Source organism: Microbacterium sp., assembly GCF_031178445.1.
GTDB lineage: Bacteria > Actinomycetota > Actinomycetes > Actinomycetales > Microbacteriaceae > Microbacterium.
This window is the reverse complement of the sequence record NZ_JAPSIY010000005.1, coordinates 50352-72556: the sequence shown is the minus strand read 5'-3', so window position 1 is coordinate 72556 and position 22205 is coordinate 50352. Positions and strand designations below refer to the sequence as shown.

The 22205-nt window shown below is 69.0% G+C and carries 25 protein-coding genes; 14 read left to right on the top strand and 11 right to left on the bottom strand.

Translation table 11 applies throughout. The features are described 5' to 3' along the window. Nucleotides 1-78 precede the first annotated feature (78 nt). On the top strand, nt 79-993 hold the full coding sequence (locus RIN43_RS08630; RefSeq protein WP_309128735.1) for a heme o synthase: 915 nt from the start codon (nt 79-81) through the stop codon (nt 991-993). Nucleotides 994-1067: 74 nt separating this feature from the next. On the opposite strand, the gene RIN43_RS08625 is transcribed toward RIN43_RS08630, so the two are convergent. Continuing rightward, complete coding sequence (locus tag RIN43_RS08625; RefSeq protein ID WP_309128499.1) at nt 1068-2180, bottom strand: COX15/CtaA family protein; 1113 nt, start codon at nt 2178-2180, stop codon at nt 1068-1070. Between the two features lie 236 nt (nt 2181-2416). On the opposite strand from RIN43_RS08625, the gene sufB reads away from it, so the two are divergent. The 7 genes from sufB to RIN43_RS08590 all read left to right on the top strand — a co-directional run bounded on the left by sufB (nt 2417) and on the right by RIN43_RS08590 (nt 9150). Beyond that, nucleotides 2417-3835, top strand: a complete 1419-nt coding sequence (gene sufB / locus RIN43_RS08620; RefSeq protein ID WP_309128498.1) for a Fe-S cluster assembly protein SufB — start codon at nt 2417-2419, stop codon at nt 3833-3835. A 1-nt stretch (nt 3836) separates the two neighbouring features. Continuing rightward, nucleotides 3837-5066, top strand: a complete 1230-nt coding sequence (gene sufD, locus RIN43_RS08615; protein ID WP_309128497.1) for a Fe-S cluster assembly protein SufD — start codon at nt 3837-3839, stop codon at nt 5064-5066. Then, nucleotides 5063-5389 carry a non-heme iron oxygenase ferredoxin subunit gene (locus RIN43_RS08610; RefSeq protein ID WP_309128496.1) on the top strand — a complete coding sequence of 109 codons (327 nt, stop codon included), beginning with the start codon at nt 5063-5065 and terminating at the stop codon, nt 5387-5389. The genes sufD and RIN43_RS08610 overlap by 4 nt, the downstream gene beginning before the upstream one ends. Beyond that, entirely contained in the window at nt 5390-6160 is a 771-nt protein-coding gene (gene sufC / locus RIN43_RS08605) for a Fe-S cluster assembly ATPase SufC (RefSeq protein WP_309128495.1), read from the top strand. It begins immediately after the preceding gene. Between the two features lie 9 nt (nt 6161-6169). Further along, a complete protein-coding gene (locus tag RIN43_RS08600) occupies nt 6170-6499 on the top strand; it encodes a metal-sulfur cluster assembly factor (RefSeq protein ID WP_309128494.1) in 330 nt (109 codons plus the stop codon). 78 nt (nt 6500-6577) lie between these two features. Further along, entirely contained in the window at nt 6578-7747 is a 1170-nt protein-coding gene (locus RIN43_RS08595; protein WP_309128734.1) for an aminotransferase class I/II-fold pyridoxal phosphate-dependent enzyme, read from the top strand. Then, nucleotides 7744-9150 (top strand): MFS transporter, encoded by a 1407-nt coding sequence (locus RIN43_RS08590; protein ID WP_309128493.1) that lies wholly within the window; start codon nt 7744-7746, stop codon nt 9148-9150. The genes RIN43_RS08595 and RIN43_RS08590 overlap by 4 nt, the downstream gene beginning before the upstream one ends. Here RIN43_RS08590 and RIN43_RS08585 read toward each other — a convergent pair. Beyond that, nucleotides 9125-9676: a TetR family transcriptional regulator gene (locus tag RIN43_RS08585; RefSeq protein WP_309128492.1), complete on the bottom strand. Its 552-nt coding sequence runs from the start codon at nt 9674-9676 to the stop codon at nt 9125-9127. The two genes, RIN43_RS08590 and RIN43_RS08585, sit on opposite strands and share 26 nt — an antisense overlap. Nucleotides 9677-9752: 76 nt before the next feature. On the opposite strand from RIN43_RS08585, the gene RIN43_RS08580 reads away from it, so the two are divergent. The 3 genes from RIN43_RS08580 to RIN43_RS08570 are packed head-to-tail and all read left to right on the top strand — an operon-like array spanning nt 9753 to nt 11627. Further along, nucleotides 9753-10328 carry a biotin transporter BioY gene (locus RIN43_RS08580; protein ID WP_309128491.1) on the top strand — a complete coding sequence of 192 codons (576 nt, stop codon included), beginning with the start codon at nt 9753-9755 and terminating at the stop codon, nt 10326-10328. Further along, nucleotides 10309-11034 carry an ABC transporter ATP-binding protein gene (locus RIN43_RS08575; RefSeq protein ID WP_309128490.1) on the top strand — a complete coding sequence of 242 codons (726 nt, stop codon included), beginning with the start codon at nt 10309-10311 and terminating at the stop codon, nt 11032-11034. The genes RIN43_RS08580 and RIN43_RS08575 overlap by 20 nt, the downstream gene beginning before the upstream one ends. Continuing rightward, a complete protein-coding gene (locus RIN43_RS08570; protein ID WP_309128489.1) occupies nt 11031-11627 on the top strand; it encodes an energy-coupling factor transporter transmembrane protein EcfT in 597 nt (198 codons plus the stop codon). Before RIN43_RS08575 ends, RIN43_RS08570 begins: the two co-directional genes overlap by 4 nt. A 12-nt stretch (nt 11628-11639) precedes the next feature. Here RIN43_RS08570 and RIN43_RS08565 read toward each other — a convergent pair whose 3' ends face one another. The 4 genes from RIN43_RS08565 to RIN43_RS08550 form a co-directional block, all read right to left on the bottom strand. Then, nucleotides 11640-12932 carry an acyltransferase gene (locus RIN43_RS08565; protein WP_309128488.1) on the bottom strand — a complete coding sequence of 431 codons (1293 nt, stop codon included), beginning with the start codon at nt 12930-12932 and terminating at the stop codon, nt 11640-11642. 121 nt (nt 12933-13053) lie between these two features. Next, complete coding sequence (locus RIN43_RS08560) at nt 13054-13725, bottom strand: response regulator transcription factor (protein WP_309128487.1); 672 nt, start codon at nt 13723-13725, stop codon at nt 13054-13056. Beyond that, complete coding sequence (locus RIN43_RS08555; protein ID WP_309128486.1) at nt 13722-14945, bottom strand: sensor histidine kinase; 1224 nt, start codon at nt 14943-14945, stop codon at nt 13722-13724. The genes RIN43_RS08560 and RIN43_RS08555 overlap by 4 nt, the downstream gene beginning before the upstream one ends. A 5-nt stretch (nt 14946-14950) precedes the next feature. Continuing rightward, nucleotides 14951-15619 (bottom strand): DedA family protein, encoded by a 669-nt coding sequence (locus RIN43_RS08550; RefSeq protein WP_309128485.1) that lies wholly within the window; start codon nt 15617-15619, stop codon nt 14951-14953. A gap of 162 nt (nt 15620-15781) precedes the next feature. Between RIN43_RS08550 and abc-f the strand changes: the two genes are divergently transcribed. Together abc-f and RIN43_RS08540 are read left to right on the top strand one after the other, a co-directional pair. After that, nucleotides 15782-17380, top strand: a complete 1599-nt coding sequence (abc-f, locus tag RIN43_RS08545) for a ribosomal protection-like ABC-F family protein (protein WP_309128484.1) — start codon at nt 15782-15784, stop codon at nt 17378-17380. 191 nt (nt 17381-17571) lie between these two features. Next, entirely contained in the window at nt 17572-18426 is an 855-nt protein-coding gene (locus RIN43_RS08540) for a DUF559 domain-containing protein (protein WP_309128483.1), read from the top strand. 196 nt (nt 18427-18622) lie between these two features. On the opposite strand, the gene RIN43_RS08535 is transcribed toward RIN43_RS08540, so the two are convergent. Genes RIN43_RS08535 through RIN43_RS08520 form a run of 4 tightly spaced genes read right to left on the bottom strand, consistent with a single transcriptional unit; the run spans nt 18623 to nt 20681 of the window. Then, on the bottom strand, nt 18623-19435 hold the full coding sequence (locus RIN43_RS08535; protein ID WP_309128482.1) for an SURF1 family protein: 813 nt from the start codon (nt 19433-19435) through the stop codon (nt 18623-18625). Next, nucleotides 19432-19629 (bottom strand): hypothetical protein, encoded by a 198-nt coding sequence (locus tag RIN43_RS08530; protein ID WP_309128481.1) that lies wholly within the window; start codon nt 19627-19629, stop codon nt 19432-19434. The genes RIN43_RS08535 and RIN43_RS08530 overlap by 4 nt, the downstream gene beginning before the upstream one ends. Further along, nucleotides 19626-19985 carry a DUF3099 domain-containing protein gene (locus tag RIN43_RS08525; RefSeq protein ID WP_309128480.1) on the bottom strand — a complete coding sequence of 120 codons (360 nt, stop codon included), beginning with the start codon at nt 19983-19985 and terminating at the stop codon, nt 19626-19628. Before RIN43_RS08525 ends, RIN43_RS08530 begins: the two co-directional genes overlap by 4 nt. Nucleotides 19986-20039: 54 nt before the next feature. Then, a complete protein-coding gene (locus RIN43_RS08520; protein ID WP_309128479.1) occupies nt 20040-20681 on the bottom strand; it encodes a DUF4190 domain-containing protein in 642 nt (213 codons plus the stop codon). A 119-nt stretch (nt 20682-20800) separates the two neighbouring features. Between RIN43_RS08520 and fabG the strand changes: the two genes are divergently transcribed. Next, nucleotides 20801-21511: a 3-oxoacyl-ACP reductase FabG gene (gene fabG, locus RIN43_RS08515; RefSeq protein ID WP_309128478.1), complete on the top strand. Its 711-nt coding sequence runs from the start codon at nt 20801-20803 to the stop codon at nt 21509-21511. Nucleotides 21512-21532: 21 nt separating this feature from the next. Here the strand turns inward: fabG and serB are convergent, their stop codons facing one another. Next, entirely contained in the window at nt 21533-22168 is a 636-nt protein-coding gene (gene serB, locus RIN43_RS08510) for a phosphoserine phosphatase SerB (RefSeq protein ID WP_309128477.1), read from the bottom strand. Between the last annotated feature and the right edge of the window lie 37 nt (nt 22169-22205).

The window sequence follows — 22205 nt, the reverse complement described above, 5'->3', positions numbered from 1 at the left end:
CGCGGGGGAGCGGTCCGACACGCCGGGTGGCATAGACTGGAAGGAGTGTCCACATGCGCGCAGGAGGAGGCGATCGCGATCTCGACGACGTCGCAGACCATCGGGACGAGCCACTCGTTCGGTCAGAAGTTCCGCGGATACATCGCGCTCACCAAGCCTCGCGTGCTCGAGCTGCTGCTGGTCTCCACGGTGCCGGTCATGTTCCTCGCCGAAGGCGGACTGCCCGACATGTGGCTGGTGCTGGCGACGGTGATCGGCGGGGCGATGAGCGCCGCCTCCGCGGCATCCTTCAACATGTATCTCGATCGCGACATCGACGTGCACATGAAGCGCACCGAGAACCGCCCGCTCGTGACGGGCGAGGTGTCACCGCGCGGTGCGCTGGTCTTCTCCTGGGTGCTGGCCGTCGTCTCCACGATCTGGCTGCTCGTCACCACGAACTGGCTCGCGGCGTCGCTGTCGGCCGGCGCCATCTTCTTCTACGTCGTGATCTACACGATGATCCTCAAGCGACGCACCGAGCAGAACATCATCTGGGGCGGTATCGCCGGATGCTTCCCGGTGCTGATCGGGTGGACCGCGGTCACCGGTTCCCTCGACTGGCCGCCGCTCGTGCTCTTCGCGCTCGTCTTCCTCTGGACGCCACCGCACTACTGGCCGCTCTCGATGAAGTACAAGGACGACTACGACGACGTCGACGTGCCCATGCTGGGTGTCACGCGTTCGGCGTCCCAGGTCGGGCTGCAGGTCATCCTCTACGCGTGGGCCACGGTGGCGTGCTCGCTGCTGCTCGTGCCCGTGGCGCACATGGGGCTCGTGTACACCGTCTCGGCACTGGTGTTCGGCGGCTGGTTCATCTACGAGTCGCACCGCCTCTACAACCGCGCCGTGCGCGGCGGCGAAGCCCGCCCGATGCGCGTCTTCCACGCCTCGATCACGTACCTCACGCTGATCTTCCTCGCGGTCGCGGTCGACCCGCTGCTGCCCTTCTGATCCGCGCCCGGCGCGCCGTCAGCACGCCTGCGTGCCACGGAGCACGGGCGGCGGACACGGCAGGACCGTGGGCCTCAGTCTTCGATGGGGCGCTTCAGCTTCAGCACCACGACCGTGTAGGCCGCGGCCGACAGCGAGGCGAGCACCATGTGGATGCCGACGAGGAGCTGTGGCAGCCCCTCGCGGGCCTGCCACACGCCCACGCCGATCTGGACGAGGATCGCGAGGACGAGCACGAGCAGCCACCGGCGCAGTGGCAGCCGGAGAGCCCATGCCGAGACCGCGAGTACTGCGACGAGCGCGCCGAGGATGTAGCCGGGCCAGGAGTGCACGTGGGCGAGCACCGTCGCATCGAAGCCGTTGCGGATCACGGCGAGATCGCCCGAGTGCGGACCGGAGGCGGTTGTCAGCACGCCGAAGAGGATCGTCGCCGCGAGGGCGAGGCCCGTGACGTGGGTCGTGATCGCGAACCAGAGCGGAACGGCGTGCGTGCGCGGCCCCGGGACGGAGCCGAGACGTACGAGATACGCGGCGGTCACGCAGACCAGCAGCAGTGATGCCGTGTAGTGGAAGCCCACGATGAACGGATGGAGCTGGCTCAGCACGGTGAAGCCGCCGACGACCGCCTGCGCCATGACACCGGCCAGCACGATCCAGGCGAGTACCGCCAGATCGCGCCGCAGCATCGGGCGCCGGAGCGAGTCGACCGCACCGACGAGCACGGCGAGCAGCAGCGCCCCGGACATCAGCGCCGCGGCGGGCAGGGACAGGACGGACGCGGCGATGTAGACCAGGACGCCGAGGATCACGCCTCCGACCGCGAAGCCGAGCGCGCGCATGACGGCCGCGCGACCGCTCACAGCGTGCAGGGTGAGGAGCACGACCGCCAGCGCGATCAGTCCCACCACTCCGGTCATCGTCCGGTTGCCGAACTCGATGATGCCGTGGATGCCCTGCTCGGGCAGCGGTACGAGCGAGTCGGGCGTGCACAGCGGCCATTCCGAGCACCCGAGACCCGAGCCCGTCAGACGCACCGCACCGCCGGTGCCGATGATGATCACCTCGGCGAGGAACGACAGCCAGGCGAACACCCTCAGCCCCCTGCCGGCGCCGGGCAGCCCGTCGACGGCGCCGCCTTGAGACCCCTTCGAGCGCTCGTTCGTTCGGGGTGCGGCGGTTTCGGTCATGATGCCTCCGGGCTCGCCGATCGACCGCGGGCACGGCCCGCTGATCAGGTGGAACCTGTAGAATCGGATTGTTCGGGATGGTGCGCGTTGCGCGACGTCCATCACTGACAGTTTAGGCGCGACGCGAGCGCCGATGATGAGGGCCCACCAGCGGCATCCGATCTCCGCATACTCGACGGAGATCAGGTGTGTCGGGGCGGATGACACCGTTGAGGCCCGATTGAGGAGAGTGTGTGATGTCGGATGTGCTGATCGACCGCCCGGAACTGGAAGGTCTGGGGGTGTACGAATTCGGCTGGCACGATGAGGACGCCGCCGGCGCCACCGCCAGACGCGGTCTCTCCGAAGAGGTCGTCCGCGGCATCTCCACGCTCAAGAACGAGCCGGAGTGGATGCTCAAGACGCGCCTCAAGGGACTTTCCCTCTTCGATCGCAAGCCGATGCCGACCTGGGGCGCAGACCTCAGCGAGATCGACTTCGACAACATCAAGTACTTCGTGCGCTCCACTGAGAAGCAGGCGCAGACCTGGGAGGATCTCCCCGCGGAGATCCGCGAGACCTACGAGCGCCTCGGCATCCCCGAGGCCGAGCGCCAGCGGCTCGTCGCCGGTGTCGCCGCGCAGTACGAGTCCGAGGTCGTCTATCACCAGATCCGAGAGGACCTGGAGCAGCAGGGCGTCATCTTCATGGACACCGACACCGCGCTGCGCGAGCACCCGGAGTTCTTCGAAGAGTACTTCGGCACCGTGATCCCCGCCGGCGACAACAAGTTCGCCGCGCTGAACACGGCGGTATGGTCGGGCGGCTCCTTCGTGTACGTGCCCAAGGGCGTGCACGTGGAGATCCCGCTGCAGGCCTACTTCCGCATCAACACCGAGAACATGGGCCAGTTCGAGCGGACCCTGATCATCGCCGACGAGGACAGCTACGTCCACTACATCGAGGGCTGCACCGCGCCGATCTACAAGTCGGACTCGCTGCACTCGGCCGTCGTCGAGATCATCGTCAAGAAGAACGCGCGGGTGCGCTACACGACGATCCAGAACTGGTCGAACAACGTCTACAACCTGGTCACCAAGCGTGCCGTCGCGCACGAGGGTGCGACCATGGAATGGGTCGACGGCAACATCGGCTCCAAGGTCACGATGAAGTACCCGTCGATCTTCCTGATGGGGGAGCACGCCAAGGGCGAGACCCTGTCGGTCGCGTTCGCCGGCCCCGGTCAGCACCAGGACGCCGGCGCGAAGATGATCCACATGGCGCCGTACACGCAGTCGTCGATCATCTCGAAGTCCATCGCGCGAGGCGGCGGTCGCGCCGGCTACCGCGGCGAGGTGCGGGTGGATGCCGCTGCGCATCATTCGGCCAACACCGTGCGCTGCGACGCCCTGCTGGTCGACACCAAGTCGCGCTCCGACACGTATCCCGCGATCGACATCCGGGTCGACGACGTGCAGCTGGGCCACGAGGCCACGGTCTCCAAGGTCAGCGAAGAGCAGCTGTTCTACCTGCAGTCCCGCGGCATGCCCGAGGACGAGGCCATGGCGATGATCGTGCGCGGCTTCATCGAGCCGATCGCGCGCGAGCTGCCGATGGAGTACGCGATGGAACTGAACAAGCTCATCGAGATGGGCATGGAAGGATCGGTCGGCTGATATGACGGCCCCCACCCAGGCGCCCGAGCAGGCGCCGCACGCGAACGCGCACATCGACCCGGCCGCCCAGGTCGCGAACGCAGGCTTCGTGCCGGTGCAGACCCGCTCCGAGCGGCCCGTCTCGTTCGACCCTGCCGACTTCGGCGCTCCGAACGGTCGCGAGGTCAACTGGAAGCACACTCCCGTCGCACAGCTGAAGCCGCTCTTCGAGGTGGCGACGTCGAACGACGGCGTCGAGTACTCGGTCAGCCACAGCGGGGCGATCCGCCCCGCGCTCGCGCACGGCGACGCGCCGCGCGGTGAGTTCTTCCGCCCTGAGGACATTGTCTCCGCCGTGGCATGGCAGGGCGCCGATGAGGCGATGCACATCCGCATCCCGAACGACGAGGAGCTCTCGGAACCCGTCGTGGTGCGGATCGACGGCCGTGGCGGCCGTGCCGACGGGCACGTCGTCATCGAAGCCGGGACGCACAGCTCGGCCACGGTGGTGCTCCGTCACACCGGCACCGCGCAGTATGCGCAGAACGTCGAGATCATCGTGCGCGACGGCGCACAGCTGACCGTCGTATCGGTGCAGCAGTGGCAGGACGACGCGATCCACAGCGCAGCCCACCAGGCCCGTGTCGACCGCGATGCGAAGCTCACCCACATCGTCGTCAGCTTCGGCGGCGGCGTCGTGCGGGTGAACCCGACCCTGGAGCTGGCCGGAGCGGGATCCGAGGGACGCATGTACGGCCTCAGCTACGCCGACGCGGGGCAGCACCTCGAGAGCCAGGTCTACCTGCACCACAAGGGCGCCCACACCGTCGGTGACGTGCTCTACAAGGGTGCGCTGCAGGGGACGAGCGCTCACAGCGTGTGGATCGGCGACGTGCTGATCGGACCGGATGCCACCGGCACCGACTCGTACGAGGCGAACCGCAACCTGGTGCTCACCGAGGGCGCACGTGCCGACTCGATCCCGAACCTCGAGATCCAGACCGGCGACATCGTCGGCGCGGGTCACGCCAGCGCCACGGGTCGCTTCGACGACGAGCAGCTGTTCTACCTGCAGGCCCGCGGTATCACCGAGGAGGAGGCCCGTCGCCTCGTCGTGCTCGGATTCCTCACCGATATCGTGCAGCGCATCGGGATCCCCTCCCTGCAGCAGGAGCTGCTGGCCGCCATCGAGGCCGAGCTCGCACAGGGGAACGCTCTCGAGGCGCTGACTACCCAGGGGGAGCCCAAGTGAGCGCACAGCGCGCCTGCGGTGTCGCCGAGCTCGAGCAGGACGCCCCGCTGCGCGTCGAGCTCGACGGCGTCCCCATGGCGATCGTGAAGGACTCCGACGGAGAGATCCACGCGATCGGCGACACCTGCACCCACGGCGACATCTCGCTGTCCGAGGGCTTCGTCGAGGGTAAGACGCTGGAGTGCTGGGCGCACGGCTCGGCGTTCTCGCTCTGCACCGGAAAGCCCCTGAACCTCCCCGCTTACGAGCCCGTCCCCGTCTACGCCGTCGAGATCGACGGCGACGACGTGCTCATCGACCCCACTGTCACGAAGGAAGTCTGAATGTCTGTTCTCGAGATCCGCGATCTGCACGTGACGGTCGAGACCGATGAGGGCACCACGCCGATCCTCAACGGCATCGACCTGACCATCCGCACCGGAGAGACACACGCCATCATGGGCCCGAACGGCTCCGGCAAGTCGACTCTGGCCTACACCATCGCCGGGCATCCGAAGTACACCGTCACACAGGGCTCCATCACGTTCGACGGTGAGGACGTGCTGGCGATGAGCGTCGACGAGCGCGCCCGCGCCGGCCTCTTCCTCGCCATGCAGTACCCGGTCGAGATCCCGGGTGTCACCGTGACGAACTTCCTGCGCACCGCGAAGACCGCTCTCGACGGCGAGGCACCCTCGATCCGTCAGTGGACCAAGGATGTCAAGGGCGCGATGGCCAACCTGCGCATGGACCCGAAGTTCGCGCAGCGCAACGTCAACGAGGGCTTCTCAGGCGGAGAGAAGAAGCGCCACGAGATCCTTCAGCTCGAGGTGCTGCAGCCCAAGCTCGCCGTGCTCGACGAGACCGACTCGGGTCTCGACGTCGACGCGCTGAAGATCGTGTCCGAGGGCGTCAACCGCGCCAAGGAGTCCACGAACCTCGGCGTGCTGCTCATCACGCACTACACCCGCATCCTCCGCTACATCCGCCCCGACTACGTGCACGTCGTCGTGGCGGGAAAGATCGTCGAGGAGGGCGGCTCCGAGCTGGCAGACCGCCTGGAGGACGAGGGCTACGACCGGTTCCTCGACCCCGGCGCGCCCGTCGAAGCGTAGGCTGGTGTCATGACCGCAACGCTGACCGAGGAGAAGTACGACGAGGTCACCGAGGCTCTCAAGGACGTCATGGATCCTGAGCTCGGGATCAACGTCGTCGATCTCGGCCTGATCTACGACCTCGCCTGGGACGACGAGAACGACGCGCTGGTCATCCACATGACGCTCACCAGTGCCGGCTGCCCGCTGACCGATGTGCTCGAGGAGCAGACCGCTCAGGCCCTCGACAACGTCGTGGAGCGGTTCCGCATCAACTGGGTGTGGATGCCGCCGTGGGGCCCTGAGCGGATCACCGACGATGGCCGCGACATGATGCGGGCGCTCGGCTTCGCGATCTGATCCGCTTCACACACGCATTCCGCAGGCGGTCGCCCCGTGAGGGACGGCCGCCTGCGCGCGTAGGCTGAGAGTATGACGATGCCGGTCAGAGCCCTGAGCCTTCCGCAGCTTCGCGAGCGCAGCAGCGAGAAGTGGCGCGAGTATCCGGAGGATGTCCTTCCGCTGTTCGTCGCGGAGACGGACTTCCCGCTGGCTCCAGCGATCACCCGTGCGCTCGAGCAGGCGGTGCGCACCGGCGACACCGGGTACGTCGCATCGCGAACTCCCCTGGCGGCCGCTTACGCCGGCTTCGCGCAGCGGCGCTTCGGCTGGCATCCGGATGCCGCGCGCATGCGCTCCACCGCCGATGTCAGCATGGGTATCGTCGAGATCCTGCGCAGGGTCATCCAGCCCGGGGAGCGCGTCATCGTGAACCCGCCGGTGTACCCGCCGTTCTTCGACCTCGTCGATGAGGCGGGCGGGGTCGTCGAGCGGGTGCCGCTCCGCGACACGGGCGATGGCTGGGAACTCGATCTCGACGGCATCGAGGATGCGCTGGCCGGGGGAGCCAGGGCGGTGCTGCTGTGCAATCCGCACAATCCCACCGGCACAGTGCACTTCGCTCAGAGCCTCGACGCGCTGGCCCGGCTCGCCGAGCAGTACGGAGCGGCTGTGATCTCCGACGAGATCCATGCCCCGCTGACGCAGCCCGGCGTGCGCTTCACCCCGTTCCTCGCGAGCGGCGAGGCGGCCGAGCGCGTCGGGTTCGCGGTCGTCAGCGCGAGCAAGGCGTTCAATCTCGCCGGGCTCAAATGCGCGCTCATGATCGCCGCGTCCGACGCCAACGCGGCGCTGCTGCGAGGGCTGCCGGTCGAGGTCGAATGGCGCACGGGTCAGTTCGGGATGCTTGCGGCGGTGGCGGCTTTCGCACCTGAGAGTGATGAGTGGCTGGACGGTCTGCTCGCGACGCTCGACGAGAACAGGAGGCTGATCGCCGACCTGCTCGCCGATCACCTGCCCGAGGCGCGATACAGACTGCCCGATGCCGGGTATCTCGCCTGGATCGATCTCACTGAGCTGGGCTGGGGGGCGAACCCCGCGAAGCACATCCTGCGCGAGGCGAAGGTCGCCCTGCACTTCGGGCCCGCGTTCGGCGCCGAGGGAGAGGGGCATGTCCGGGTGAACTTCGGCACCAGTCCGGAGATCCTCACCGAGGCCTTCGAGCGCATCGGACGGGTGCGGGCCGCGTCGGGCGCGGCGCAGGAGTGAGCAGCACAGCAGCGGCGAGCATCTGGGATCGCACCAGGCTCGGCATCACCGTCGGCACCGTCGCACTGATCTTCCTCGCCGCCATCGAGGCACTCGCGGTCACCACCGTGATGCCCGTCGTCAGCGCTGATCTGCACGGCGAGGCGCTGTTCGCCGTCGCGTTCTCGGGCACGCTCGCGACCGGCGTCATCGGTATGGTCGGCGCAGGAGCGTGGAGCGACCGATCCGGGCCCCGCGCCCCGCTGTACACGGCGGTGCTGCTGTTCGCGGTCGGGCTCCTGGTATCGGGCTTCGCGCTCGATATGTACACCTTCATCGTCGGCAGGCTGATCCAGGGACTCGGCGCCGGTGGCCAGACGGTCGCGGTGTACGTCGTGGTCGCCAGGGTGTATCCGTCGCACCTGCACGGCAGGATCTTCGCCGCATATGCGGCCGCGTGGGTCGTGCCATCGATGATCGGCCCGTTCCTCGCCGGAGCCGTGGCGGAGTTCCTGCACTGGCGCTGGGCGTTCCTCGGTGTCGCGGTGCTGACGGCCGCCGCTTTCACCTTGGTGGCGGCGCGACTGCGGGGGGTGTCGCTGGCGAAGGACGCCGATGAGCCGGCCGATCCGCAGGCCGACCGCGTGCGACCCGAATCTCCCGCCCCCGCTCGGCGCGGCGGAATCGTGACCCGGATGCTGCTCGCCGTCGTCGTGGCCGTGTGCGCCGTGGCGGTGGGCTTCTCGGCCGACGCTCCGCCCGCGTTCGGCGCGCCGATCGCGCTGGCGTCGATCCTGGTCATCGGAATCGCGATCCTGCCCCTGTTGCCGCGCGGAACCCTGCGTGCGTCAGCCGGGCTGCCGAGCACCGTGCTGATGAGGGGGCTCGCCGCGGGCGCCTTCTTCGCCGCGGAGGCGTATGTTCCGAAGCTGTTGATGGACCGCTTCGAGTTCTCGCCCACGATCGCCGGGCTCGCCCTCACTCTCGCCGCGCTGGGATGGTCGACGGCCTCGGCCGTGCAGGGGCGCTACGGCGACTTGCTCGGCAGCACCAGGATCGTGATGGTCGGGGTCCCCTTGATGATGCTCGCGGTCGCATCCATCCTGTTCGTCGTGATCGTCGACGCGGCGCCCTGGGTGGCGGTGGTCGGTTGGGGGCTGGCGGGAGCGGGCATGGGGCTGATCTATCCGCGCCTCACGGTGCTGACGCTCGCATACTCGACGACGGCGGACGAGGGTTTCAACTCCGCCGCTCTGTCGATCTCGGACTCGACCGGCTCCGCGGTGATGATCGCACTCGCCGGTCTCGGCTTCGTGCTGCTGCCGATCGGCGGCTCCGGCTACCTCACCGTCTATCTGATCGCTGCGGCGATCCTGCTGGTGTCGCTGCTGCCCGGCCTCAGGATGGGCGACGGGCGCCGCTGAGCGCGGCGAAGCTGCGGATGCCGGCGTCGAACACCAGGTCGGCTCGATGCGCCGGGTCTGCGGAGTCCGCCTCCACGGCTCCGATGCTCTGCGCATGCATGCGCTGCTGCAGCAGCGCGCTGTGGCCGAGGATGAACTCGAACGCGGCATCCGCGAGCGTCTCACCGGCGTCACCTCCGAGCGATGCGGTCAGCGCGTCCTGTGCCCTCCGTGCGCCGAGACGCAGCGCATAGGTGCTCATCACCACCTCCGCACCGTCGCGGTACGCGAGCAGCGCGTCGCGGATGGCGCGGGCCGTGTCGGGCACAGGGGCCCCAGCGTCCGGTTGCGGCACCGCCTCGAGGATGCGGTCGGCGACCGCCGCGAGAAGCTGCTGCTTGTTCGGGAAGTGCCAGTACAGCGCACTCGGCTGCACATCGAGCTCGGTCGCGAGCCGGCGCATCGAGAGGTCGGGCAGGCCGACGTCGTCGAGCAGCCGCAGGGCGCGCTCGACCACGCTTCGGCGATCGTGGCGTGCGGGAGACATGGGAATCAGTATAGTGAACACCGTTCAGGTGAACAGTGTTCAGGTGCGGAGATCCCGCGCCTCGGAAAGGAACCCGATGTCCGAACCCACCCGACCCCTCGGCGCCGATCTCGCGAGGGTCGCCGTGTTCGCGGCGCTGATCGTCGTGCTCGGCACCGTGACCATCCCCCTGCCCTCGGGCGTGCCCGTCACCGCTCAGACGCTCGGGGTCATGCTCGCCGGGCTCGTGCTCGGCGCTCGCCGCGCTCCGCTTTCGGTGCTGGTCGTGCTCGCGCTGGCTGCAGTGGGCCTGCCGGTGCTCGCCGGCGGACGCGGAGGTCTGGGGGCGTTCATGGGACCGACTGCAGGGTACATGGCGGGCTGGATCGTCGGTTCGGTCGTGGTGGGGGTGATCGCCCACCACCGAACCTTCACGTGGTGGCGGGCGGCACTCGGTGCGTTCGCTGGCGGTATCGTCGTCGTCTACCTCTTCGGCATCCCCGTCCAGGCGTTCGTCACCGGAGTGCCGCTCGGTCCCACCGCGCTTTCGAGTGTGGTGTTCCTGCCCGGCGACCTCCTGAAGGCCGCCGCCGCGACCACGCTGGCGGTGGCGCTGCGGCGGGCTTACCCGCGCGCCTTCCCCGGCCGTGCACGTGAGTCGTACGCGATCTGAGCGGGCGTCGCGCGCCGAGGCGACCACGGGCGGTGCGGCGATCGCGCTCGATCGGGTCCGGGTCGCGGTCGACGGCGCGGTGCTGCTGCGCGACGTCAGTCTCGAGCTGAGCGCGCCGCGCACCGCTGTCATCGGCGCCAACGGCTCGGGGAAATCGACGTTCGCGCGGCTGCTGAACGGACTGCGCCCGATCACCAGCGGCCGCATCCGGGTGCAGGGACTCGATCCGCGACGGGACTGCGCCGAGCTGCGCCGTCGTGTCGGATTCGTGTTCACCAACCCCGAGGCGCAGATCCTCATGCCGACCCCGGCGGAGGATCTCGCCCTGTCGCTGCGCGACCTGCCCCGTCACGTGCGCGCAGAGCAGGTGCGGACGCTTCTCGAGCTGTATGGGCTTGCCGAGCAGGGCGACGTGCCCGTCTCGGCGCTCTCGGGCGGGCAGAGGCAGCTGCTCGCCATCGCCGCCGTGCTCGCGACAGGCCCGGCGCTCGTGGTCGCAGACGAGCCGACCACGCTGCTCGACCTGCGCAACTCCCGCCGCATCGGCGACCTGCTGCTCTCTCTCGAGTCGCCGCTGGTGCTCGTCACCCACGATCTCGAGCTCGCGGCCCGATGCGACGAGGTGGTGCTGTTCGAGAACGGCACGGTGCGCTCTGCCGGTGACCCCGCATCCGTCATCGACGAATATCGCAGGAGCTGCGCGTGATCTCGCTCTACCGACCCGGTACCGGCGTCCTCCACCGGATGCCGGCCGGTGTGAAGCTTGCGGCGCTCGCGACATGCGCGCTCGCACTGTCACTCGTCCCGCTTGGCGTCGCCGGCACCGCGGCGACCCTCATCGCGGCGTCGGCACTCCACCCGCTCAGCGGGCTGCCGTTGGCGACACTCCTCGAGGCATGGTGGCGCCTGCGCTGGCTCGTCGTCGTGCTGGGCGGCGCGCTCTGGCTCTTCACCTCTCCGGCTCAGGCGATGACGAGCACAGGGAGGGTGGTGACCCTGCTGCTGCTGGCAAGCGTGGTCACCGCGACCACGCGCACGGGCGCCATCCTCGACGTACTCACTCGCGCCCTCGCGCCGCTCCGCAGGCTGGGAGTCGACCCCGGGCCGGTCGCGCTCACCGTCTCCCTGACGATCGCGATGGTCCCGGTCGTCGCGGGCTTCGCGGACCAGGTGCGAGATGCCCAGCGGGCCAGAGGTGCACGACTCGGGCCGCGCGCGGCGCTGCCACTGCTCGTTCTCACCATGCGCCACGCCGACGATGTCGGCGACGCCATCGTGGCGCGCGGGATCGCGCGCTGATGCGCGAGCGCATCACGCGCTGTACTTCGGCTGAGCCGAAGCCGGCTGCTCGGCACGGGCTGCGACCGCCGCCCGCACCGGAGATGTGACGAGCAGGGCGAGCAGCCACGCCGTGACCGCGACGACCGCGGTCGTGGGCGAGGTGCCGACCAGCAGAAGCAGTGCGACTCCCGCGATGCCGATCGACGCTGCCGCCGTCGCCGCACCGCCGGTGACGGTGAAGGAACGGGTCCTGAAGGACTCGAGTCGGGCGAGGGGCACCGAGAGCAGCGCCGTCGCCGTGAGGGCGACGACCAGCCACAGCGGTCGGGTCAGCCACCACTCCGGGGAAGCGGGTGCAGGCAGCGGCGCGCCGGTGCTCATGCCCACGAGCGCCGAGATCCCCGCGAGCGTCAGCAGCACGGGCATGTGCCAGAGGTAGATGGTCATCGCCCGCGCAGTGACGAAACGCGTGAACCGCGCGGGCAGGGGGCGGGATGCTGCCACGGCGAGGCGTCCGCGTAGCAGCGAGAACGCACACGTGTGGACCACGGCCACCAGGATCAGGGCAGTGGTCGGAGGATTGATGTTTGCGATCAGATCGGGGGAGTGGAACCCGAACGCGAACGAGGCCGCCAACAGCCCGAGCGATGCGCCCGCCGCGCACAGACGAGTCGCGCGGGAGAGACGATCGATCCACCCGTCTGCGAGCAGGAAACCCAGCTGCTGCATCGCCAGCCAGACGAAGACGAGATTCAGGAAGCCGATGCCGGCCGTCCCCGTGACCGCGCGCACCGCATCGACCAGCAGGGCAAGGCAGACGAGAGCGGTGACGGTGCGCAGCGGTGCACGCTCGTGCAGGCGCACCAGCACGGGCAGCAGGGTCTGGCAGAGCAGGAACACTCCGAGGAACCACAGCGGCTGCCCGAACCGGTGGCCCGCGATGCCGATGATCTCAGGGTCGACGCCCGCATCGCCGAGCAGGACGAGGAGCACCCCAGCGCTGCCGACCGCCGCCACCGCAGGCAGCAGCAGACGACGCACGCGCGCCGCCGCGAAATCAGCTCCGCTCTCGCCCCGTCGCCGCGCTGCGCGCAACGCCGTCACGCCGGAGAACCCGCCGATCACGAAGAACAGCGGCATCACCTGCAACAGCCAGCTCACGGGGACGAGCCACGTGCCCGCCTCTCCCGCGTTGGCGAAGACCGGGCCTTCGGGTCCGATCGTGACGCCCACCATGAGCGAATGCAGGACGACGACACCTGCGATGCACAGCGCGCGGACGAGATCGACCGCGCGGTCGCGAGTCGGAGTGAGGGTGGTCATGAGGAGGCCTCCTGAGTTCATTCCCCGGAGGCTATGGATCCGTCGACCTTACGGTCATCACACCAGAGGGTCGATGTCCCTCATACCGTGGTGCCGTCGTGCGGGCGGCCGCCCTGACGGCTCAGCCGGCCGGCTCCACGAGCCCGGCGTCGTACGCCAGGATGACCGCCTGCACGCGATCGCGCAGGCCCAGCTTCGCGAAGACCTTGCCGACATGCGTCTTCACGGTCTGTTCGGCGATGAACAGTTCGGTGCCGATCTCGGCGTTCGACCGTCCGCGCCCGATGAGGGTCAGCACCTCGCGCTCGCGTTCGGTGAGCTCGGCGAGGGCGCCGACCGCGCGCGGGGTACGTGGCCGTCGAGACGAGAAGTGCTCGATCATTCGGCGCGTCACGCTCGGTGCCAGCAGGGCGTCGCCGGACGCGACGACGCGCACCGCGTGCACCAGCTCGTCGGGCAGCGCATCCTTCAGCAGGAACCCGCTGGCCCCGGCCTGCAGTGCGTCGTACACGTAATCGTCGATGTCGAAGGTGGTCAGCATGAGGATCCGCGGCACCTTCGCAGCGGGGTAGGACGGTCCCAGGATGCGGCGCGTCGCCTCGATGCCGTCGAGCTCAGGCATCCGCACGTCCATCAGGATGACGTCGGGGTCCAACCGCGCCGACAGGCTGACCGCCTCCGCGCCGTTCGCCGCCTGCCCCGTGACGCGGATGCCGTCATGCGCGTCCAGCAGAGCGGCGAAACCGGCCCTGACCATCGCCTGGTCGTCGGCGATGAGCACTTCGATCGTCACTGGGATCCTTCCTGGGCTACAACAGCGGGGTGCCGCGGCATCCGAGCGTCGACGACCCAGGAGCCCGCGCCGTCCGGACCCGCCGTCACCGAGCCTCCGAGCAACGCGGCGCGCTCCTTCATTCCCCGCATGCCGTGGCCGCCCGGCGCCTGCTGCGCTTCGCCGGAGTACGGATTGCGGATGACGACCGAGATGTCGTCGTCGCCGCCGATCAGCGAGATCGAGATCGGCGAACCGGGGGCATGCCGCACCGCGTTGCTCATGGCCTCCTGGGTGATGCGGTAGACGGCCAGCTGCGTCGAGGCGGAGACCTCGTCTGCGACGGAATGGCTGAGCGAGACCGTCGCACCCGCGCGACGCGTCGTTTCCACTAGCGAGGAGATGTCGTCGATCCCGCGCTGGGGCGCGAGCTCGGCGGTGTGGTCCTCCGTGCGCAGCACCCCGAGGATCCGGCGCATCTCGGTCAGCGCAGACCGGGCGGATGCCGCGATGTCGTCGAACTCGGACGCCGCGGACGGCTGGAGGTCCGGAACGCGGTAGCGCGCCGTGGACGCTTGCACCTGGATCAGCGACATGCTGTGAGCGACGACGTCATGCAACTCCCGTGCGATCCGGGTGCGCTCCTCGACCAGCTCCCGTCTGGACTGCTCCTGAGCGGTGTGCGCACGCTCGCGGGTGAGCTCAGCACCCAGCCGGAGTCGACCCGCGAGCAGCACCGCGATGAGGTAGACGCCCGACACCACCGAGGTCGTCACGATGATCGACGTGCCGGCGGGTATGGAGGGCAGCATGACCGCGACGGTGATCCCGGCTGCGGTCCCGAGGGCCAGCTGGATCAGTCCGGGTCTCCAGCCGTGCCGGAACGTGATCGCGATGACGGCGACGCCGAACGCGATCAGCATCGGAACCGACCAGGGCCACGGCGCCCCGACGGCGGCATCGCGGCTGACCATCAGCGGCATGAGCACTGCCGACCCGGTGAACACGGCGATCGCGATGTTCGGATGCCGCAGTGACACCAGGGGAGCGGTCACCGCGCCCAGTGCCAGCGCCATGGTGGTGGCCACCGGGCTGCCGTACGCCGCGGTGTGCACGGGGACGACAACGGAGTAGAGCGCGACGGCGATCGCCGCGAGAACGACGATCAGCGCCGTGCCGCGTTCGCGCGGCCACAGGCGGAGACGGCGGGAGGGATCACGCCGTCTTCGTCTCGCACCCATGGGAGTCATCCTGCCACCGGGACGCGCTCGGCCTCGCCCGCCCCGCTGCGCTCCTGCGCGGTCGTGACTTCCCGGCGTGCACGCCTGCGCCGCGCGATGACGACAGCCCGGTCCATCGCGAACCCGATCACGAGTGCCACGGCGACGCCGAACACCGGGCTGAGCAGTGGCTGGTCGGCGAGCCACTGGCCGGCCAGCATCCCGATCCCCGCACTGTAGAGCGCCCAGGTGACGCCGGCGACGGCGCTCAGAGGCAGGAAGCGGCGCCACGGATAGCCGAGCGCTCCGGCGGACATGTTGACCGCGACGCGGCCGACGGGGATGTACCGGGCGCCGAGAATGAGCGGTGCGCCGCTGCGGTCGAGTGCGCTCTGCGCCCGCTGGAACGCGGCAGCGACCCGAGGCCGCCGCATCCAGGCGAACCGAGCGGTCCCCACCGAGCGGCCGATCGCGTACGCGATGTTGTCGCCGAGCATCGCCCCCGCCGCCGCTACGGCGCACAGCAGAAGGATGTTTGCCTGCCCCGTGGAGACGGCGACGGCGGCCGCTGCGACGAGTACGGTCTCGCTGGGGATCGGAGGAAAGAACCCGTCGATCACGGCCGTCGCGAACATGACCAGGTACAGCCAGGGGGAGGCCGTCGCCTGCAGGATGAGCTCGTTGATGATCTCCACGTCTCGACGCTACGAAGCGCCGCGCACACGCACATCACTCTGGAGTATCGCCCGCGTCATACTCCAGAGGGGCATTCGAGGTGCGGGGCTCCATGCAGCTCCGACTTCTATACTGGGGGGCTGGCCCTTCGGCCGCTCACCCCTGACGAACGGACATCTGCTGTGCTTGCCGTGCATGAACTCGAGATACGCGTGGGAGCGCGCGTACTCATGTCGGACGTGTCGTTCCGCGTCGCCGACGGCGACAAGATCGGACTCGTCGGGCGCAACGGCGCGGGCAAGACCACGCTGACGAAGGTGCTGGCCGGCGACGTGCTGCCCTCCGAGGGCAAGGTCACGAGGTCAGGTGAGCTGGGGTATCTGCCCCAGGATCCGCGAACCGGCGACCCTGAGATGCTCGCCCGCACCCGCATCCTCGACGCGCGCGGCCTTGGCACACTGCAGCTCGGCATCGCGAAGGCGTCCGAGGAGATGGGCTCGGCAGACGAGGCCGTGGCGGCCAAGGCGATGAAGAAGTTCGCCAGCCTCACCGAGCGGTTCGAGGCGCTGGGCGGCTACGCGGCCGAGGCTGAGGCGGCCTCCATCGCCAACAACCTCTCTCTGCCCGACCGCATCCTCGAGCAGCCGTTGAAGACCCTGTCGGGAGGTCAGCGCCGACGTATCGAGCTCGCCCGCATCCTGTTCTCGGATGCCGGCACGATGATCCTCGACGAGCCGACGAACCATCTCGACGCCGACAGCGTGGTGTGGCTGCGTGAGTTCCTGAAGGGCTACAAGGGCGGCCTGATCGTGATCAGTCACGACGTCGAGCTCGTCGGCGAGACGGTCAACCGCGTGTTCTACCTCGACGCCAATCGTCAGGTGATCGACATCTACAACATGAACTGGAAGAACTACCTGCGCCAGCGGGTGGCGGACGAGGAGCGCCGCAAGAAGGAGCGCGCGAACGCCGAGAAGAAGGCCACCCAGCTGCAGCTGCAGGCCGCACGCTTCGGGGCCAAGGCGTCGAAGGCTGCCGCGGCGCACCAGATGGTGGCTCGCGCCGAGAAGCTGCTGTCGGGTCTGGATGAGGTACGCCAGGTCGACCGGGTGGCGAAGCTGCGCTTTCCGAAGCCGGCGCCATGCGGCAAGACGCCGCTCATGGCGTCGGGGCTGTCGAAGTCGTATGGCTCGCTGGAGATCTTCACGGATGTGGATCTGGCCATCGACCGCGGTTCGAAGGTCGTCGTCCTGGGGCTCAACGGTGCCGGCAAGACGACGCTGCTGCGCATCCTGGCCGGCGTCGACCAGCCCGACACGGGCCAGCTCGAACCCGGCCACGGCCTCAAGGTCGGATATTACGCGCAGGAGCACGAGAACCTCGACGTGCAGCGGTCGGTGCTCGAGAACATGATCTCCGCCGCGCCCGACCTCAACGAGACCGAGGCGCGCAAGGTCCTCGGCTCGTTCCTCTTCACCGGCGACGACGTGCACAAGCCCGCCGGTGTGCTCTCCGGCGGTGAGAAGACCCGGCTCTCGCTCGCGACACTGGTGGTGTCGTCGGCGAACATGCTGCTTCTCGACGAGCCGACCAACAACCTCGATCCCGCCTCGCGCGAGGAGATCCTCGGTGCGCTGGCGCATTACGAGGGCGCGGTGGTGCTCGTCTCGCACGATCCGGGGGCGGTGGAGTCGCTGAATCCCGAGCGGGTGCTGATCCTGCCCGACGGCGTGGAGGACATCTGGAGCAAGGAGTACCAGGACCTCATCGAGCTTGCCTGACCCCGGCGCGGGCCGGCGCTTCGTCGCAACTCCACAGATCTGCCGTATTTCGCAGCCGTTCTGCCGCCTGCCTGCGAAGTTGTACAGATCTGCGGCGCTGGGCGTTCTGCACCGCGGACGATTGTGCGCGATCTGTCCACAGCGGGAGATTCGCGATCGCACATCGGTTGCGAACCGACATCATCAAGCGCATGAGTCGCTTCGAGAGGGCCCAGCACGTCGGCCTCATGATCAGAGCCCTGGGCGGGGTCGCCCGCACCACGACCCTGCTCGATCGCGGTGTGAGCAGACATGACATGAACCTCGCGATGCGCGCCGGCATCGCGGTGCGTGTGCGACGCGGATGGCTGGCGACCTCGGATGCCGATCGGATGCTGGTGCAGGCGGCGCGCCATGCGGTGGTGCTGACCTGCCTTACCCAGGCGAAGCGTCTCGGGCTCTGGGTGCACGACACAGACCCCGGTCTGCACTGGGGTGCGACTCCGGGAAGCAGCGGTGGGAAGCCGGGCACGGCGCACGTGCATTGGGCGAAGCCGCTGCTTCCGCGGCATCCGGATGCTCTCGAGGACCCGCTCGAGAACGTGCTCGCCCTCGTGGCGGACTGCGCGCCGTACGAGCAGGCACTCGCGACCTGGGAAACGGCGCTGAACAAGGGCCTGGTGCAACGCGGTGCTCTCACGCGGCTTCCCCTCAAGTCGTCGGCACGGCGCATCCTGGACGACGCCACGCCGTTCGCCGATTCCGGTCTCGAAACCTATCTGCATCCGCGCCGGCGCTGGCTGAGACTGCCGTTGCGCTTTCAGATCTGGATCGACGGTCACCGAGTCGACACCCTGATCGGGGATCGGCTCGTGCTGCAGATCGACGGTGCGACGCACACCGGAGCGCAGCGCAATGAAGACATCCGGCATGACGCGGCGCTCGCCCTCATGGGCTACCACGTCATCCGCGTCGGCTATCGCCAGGTGATGGATGAGTGGCACGTGGTGCAGGATCTGATCATGCGCGCGGTCGCACAGGGGCTGCACCGGTCTTCAGCGGGATAGTCCGCATTCGGACGCATCTGCGATCCGCATCCCGAGCGTCGGCGCAACGTCGCAGATATGCACAACTCCGCAGAATGTCGGCCGAATGGGTGCGAAATCGTGCAGAACTGCGAAGCTGTGGCAGGCAGGCAGGCAGGCAGGCAGGCAGGCAGGCAGGCAGGCAGGCAGGCATGCAGGCTCCGAGCGGGGGTGCTGTTCAGCGCTGCACGGTGTCCAGGAGGGCGTCCTCATCGTCGGCGTCGCGATCGCGGCGACGGCGCGAGCGCACGGGAAGCTCGCCCGCGTCCTCCTTGGCCTTGACGATCTCGATCCGGATCACGTAGCCGATGAACGCGAAGCCCATCACGGCGAAGATGATCCACTGGATCGCGTACGACAGATGCGGGCCAGGGTCTTCGGTGGGCGAGGCGAATCCGCCGAGACGCTCCGCACCGGCCGGCTGCTCCGAGATCAGCTGTCCGTAGGCGCCGGTCACCAGGTCGGATCCGACGGCGTCCGCCACCGTCGGCAGATGGATCGTCGGAACCTGGCCTGGAGGCGCGCCACGACCGGACGGCGGAAGCGACTCGCCCTCGCGCAGTCGCATGATCACGGTCACCTCACCCTCCGGTGGGGCGGGTACGGCGTCGGGGGCGTCGCCGTCGCCTGGCGGCACCCATCCGCGATCGACGAGGAGCACCAGGCCGCTGACGTCGCGGAACGGCACCAGCACCTCGAAGGCACTCGTGCCCCCGTGCGGGCGATTGCGCACCAGCAGCTGGTCCGCGCTCAGGTACTCACCGCGCAGTTCGACCGGGCGCCACTGATCCTCGGGATCGAACCCGCCCTCGGGGTCGATGAGCTCGGCGACCGGAACCGGCGCGGCATCGTAGTTGCGCTCCACGAGCCGGATCTGCGTCGTGCGCTGCTCGTTGCGGTCGAACTGCCAGTCCGAGAGGAACGCGCACGCGACGGCGAAGCCGATCGCGACGAGCAGGTACGCTCCCCAGCGCAGCATCCGCTGACTCATCCGGGTAGCCCTTCTCGCACATCGACCGGGAAGTCACGCGCCCGCAGATAGTCGCTCAGGAAGCCGACGTGCTCATCGCAGGCGAGCCAGGTCTTGCGCCTGTCCTCAGCGTGGATCCGCGGGTTCCGCCACAGGATGTGATGCGTCGCGGTGCGGCGGCACGAGGCGCGCGAGCATTCGAACTCGTCGGTCATCGCTCATCGTCTCGCGGCTGCTCCGGATCGCGGGTCTCCTGAACGGTGATCACAGCGTCATCGCCCTTCTGCGGAGCCGCACGAGGCGCCTCGATCTGCTGGGAGGGCGATTCGACGGCGGTCTCGGTGCTGTCGCTGCCGGCGTTCGCGAAGACCACGGCGACATAGGGGAGCACTGCCGCCCCGACGGCGAAAAGCCATGTGTACCAGCCGTACGGCTGCACGAGAAACATGAGCAGGAAGCACACCATGCGGATGCCCATCGTGAGCGCATAACGGCGCACACGGCGGCTTGCCTCGTCGTTCGGAGCCTGCGGCAGCGAGGTGACGGCCGGGGCGTGTCTGGAGCGTTTCACGGTGCTTCCAGCCTACGCCGCGCCGGAGCGCCGAGACGCCCTCGAGCGGCGCGATCAGCTCGAGAGGAACGGGATGGCGAACGCACCGAAGAGCACCGCCGCGCCCAGCGCGAGCACCAGCAGCAGCACACTGATCGCGACCGGGATGTACCCGAGCACGAGCCCGGTGATCGCGATGCCCTTGCCGCCCAGCTCGGGCCGCTTCTTGAGTTGCGAGAGCGCGAGGTGGCCGAGCACGATGGCCGCGATCGAGACCAGTACCGGCGCCACGATGAACAGGATGGCCGGGCTGAGGACGAAGCCCGCGACGCCGCAGACGAGTGCGGCGATCGCGAGGCCGCTCGACGGGCGCGTCGGCGCCACCGGCTGCACGGCGTAGGCCGGGTACTGGTGGCCGTACGGCTGCGGCGACTGCCTGCCCTGCGGCAGGTAGGGCTGAACGGGGTACGTCGGCTGTGCGGCCGGGACCGCGTGCGTGCCGGCGTACGGGGGCTGCTGCGGCGCGGACCGGTAAGTCTGATCCGTCGGGACGGCCGTATCGGGAACTCCGTAGGACGGCGCAGTCGGCGGCGAGTACGGGGGAGCGGGCGGGACTGCGGGCTGCGCGTACGGCGGAGCGGGCGGGACCGGCGGCACCGGAGGCCGTACCCGGTTCGATCCGGTCTGATTCTGATCCGGCGCGGACTGATCGCTCACGGCTTCCCCTTCGTCACAGTCAGGCTGTCAGCAGCCGTATCGCGTGTCAAACGCCGCGCGGGCCCATCGGACCGGTCGATAGGATGGCCTGCGTCCGTCCCGACAGGCAGGAGCCCTCAATGACCGCTGATCGCGTCGTTCTCGTCACCGGTGGAAACCGCGGCATCGGCCGTGCGATCGCGGAACGCTTCGTGCGCGAGGGCTACCGGGTCGCCGTGACCGCGCGCAGCGGCGAGGGGCCGGAGGGCACGCTGACGGTCAGGGCCGACGTGACGGATGCGGCGGCGGTGGATGCCGCGTTCACCGAGGTGGAGCAGAAGCTCGGCCCGGTAGAGATCGTCGTGGCGAACGCCGGCATCACCAAGGACACGCTGCTGATGCGCATGAGCGAAGACGACTTCGACAGCGTCGTGGCCACCAACCTGGGCGGCTCGTTCCGGGTCGTCAAGCGTGCGTCGAAGGGGATGCTGCGCGCCAGGTTCGGCCGCGTGATCCTCATCTCCAGCGTGGTGGGTCTCTACGGATCGGCCGGACAGGTCAACTACGCCGCGTCGAAGAGCGCCCTGGTCGGTTTCGCGCGCTCCCTGACACGCGAGCTGGGCGGTCGCGGCATCACCGCCAACGTCGTCGCGCCCGGATTCATCGAGACCGACATGACGGCTGAGCTGCCGGAGGAGACGCAGAAGCAGTACAAGGCGAGCATCCCGGCCGGTCGCTTCGCCACGGCCGACGAGGTCGCAGGCGCGGTGACCTGGCTCGCCGGCGACGATGCGGGCTACATCTCCGGAGCGGTCATCCCCGTGGACGGCGGACTCGGCATGGGGCACTGAGCCCCGGCCGCGAGCGCGCGGTCAGGGCAGCAGCGGGATGACCTCAGCCAGATCCTGCGGACCGATCACCAGCGAGGCGGCGGCGCGCACGGCGGGCTTGGCGTTGAAGGCGAGGCCGAGTCCCGCGACGGACATCATCGTCAGGTCATTCGCTCCGTCTCCGATCGCGATCGTCGCGCGGCGGGAGACGCCCAGCTCATCCGCCCACTGCTGGAGCGATGCCGCCTTGACCGCCGCATCCACGATCTCGCCGTCGACCGTGCCGGTGAGTGCGCCGGACGCCACGTCGAGCCGGTTCGCCCGCCAGCGATCCACCCCGAGGCCTGGAGCCACGTGGTCGAGGATCTCGTGGAAGCCGCCCGACACGACGCCGACGACGCCACCCCTGGCGTGCACGGCCGCCGTCAGCTCCCGCACGCCCTGAGTCGGCTCGATCCGAGCGCGGACCCGTTCGTAGGCGGTCACGGCCACGCCCTCGAGGGCCGCCACCCGCGATCGCAGGCTGGTCGCGAAATCCACCTCGCCCCGCATCGCCGCTTCGGTCGCCGCATGCACCTCCGCGCGGCGGCCGGCCTCGTCGGCGAGCAGTTCGATCACCTCGTTGCGGATGAGGGTCGAATCGGCATCCAGGACGACGAGGAAACGCGCAGCGGTCACCCGACGAGCGTAGCGGTGATCGCCGCGCCTCCCGGTG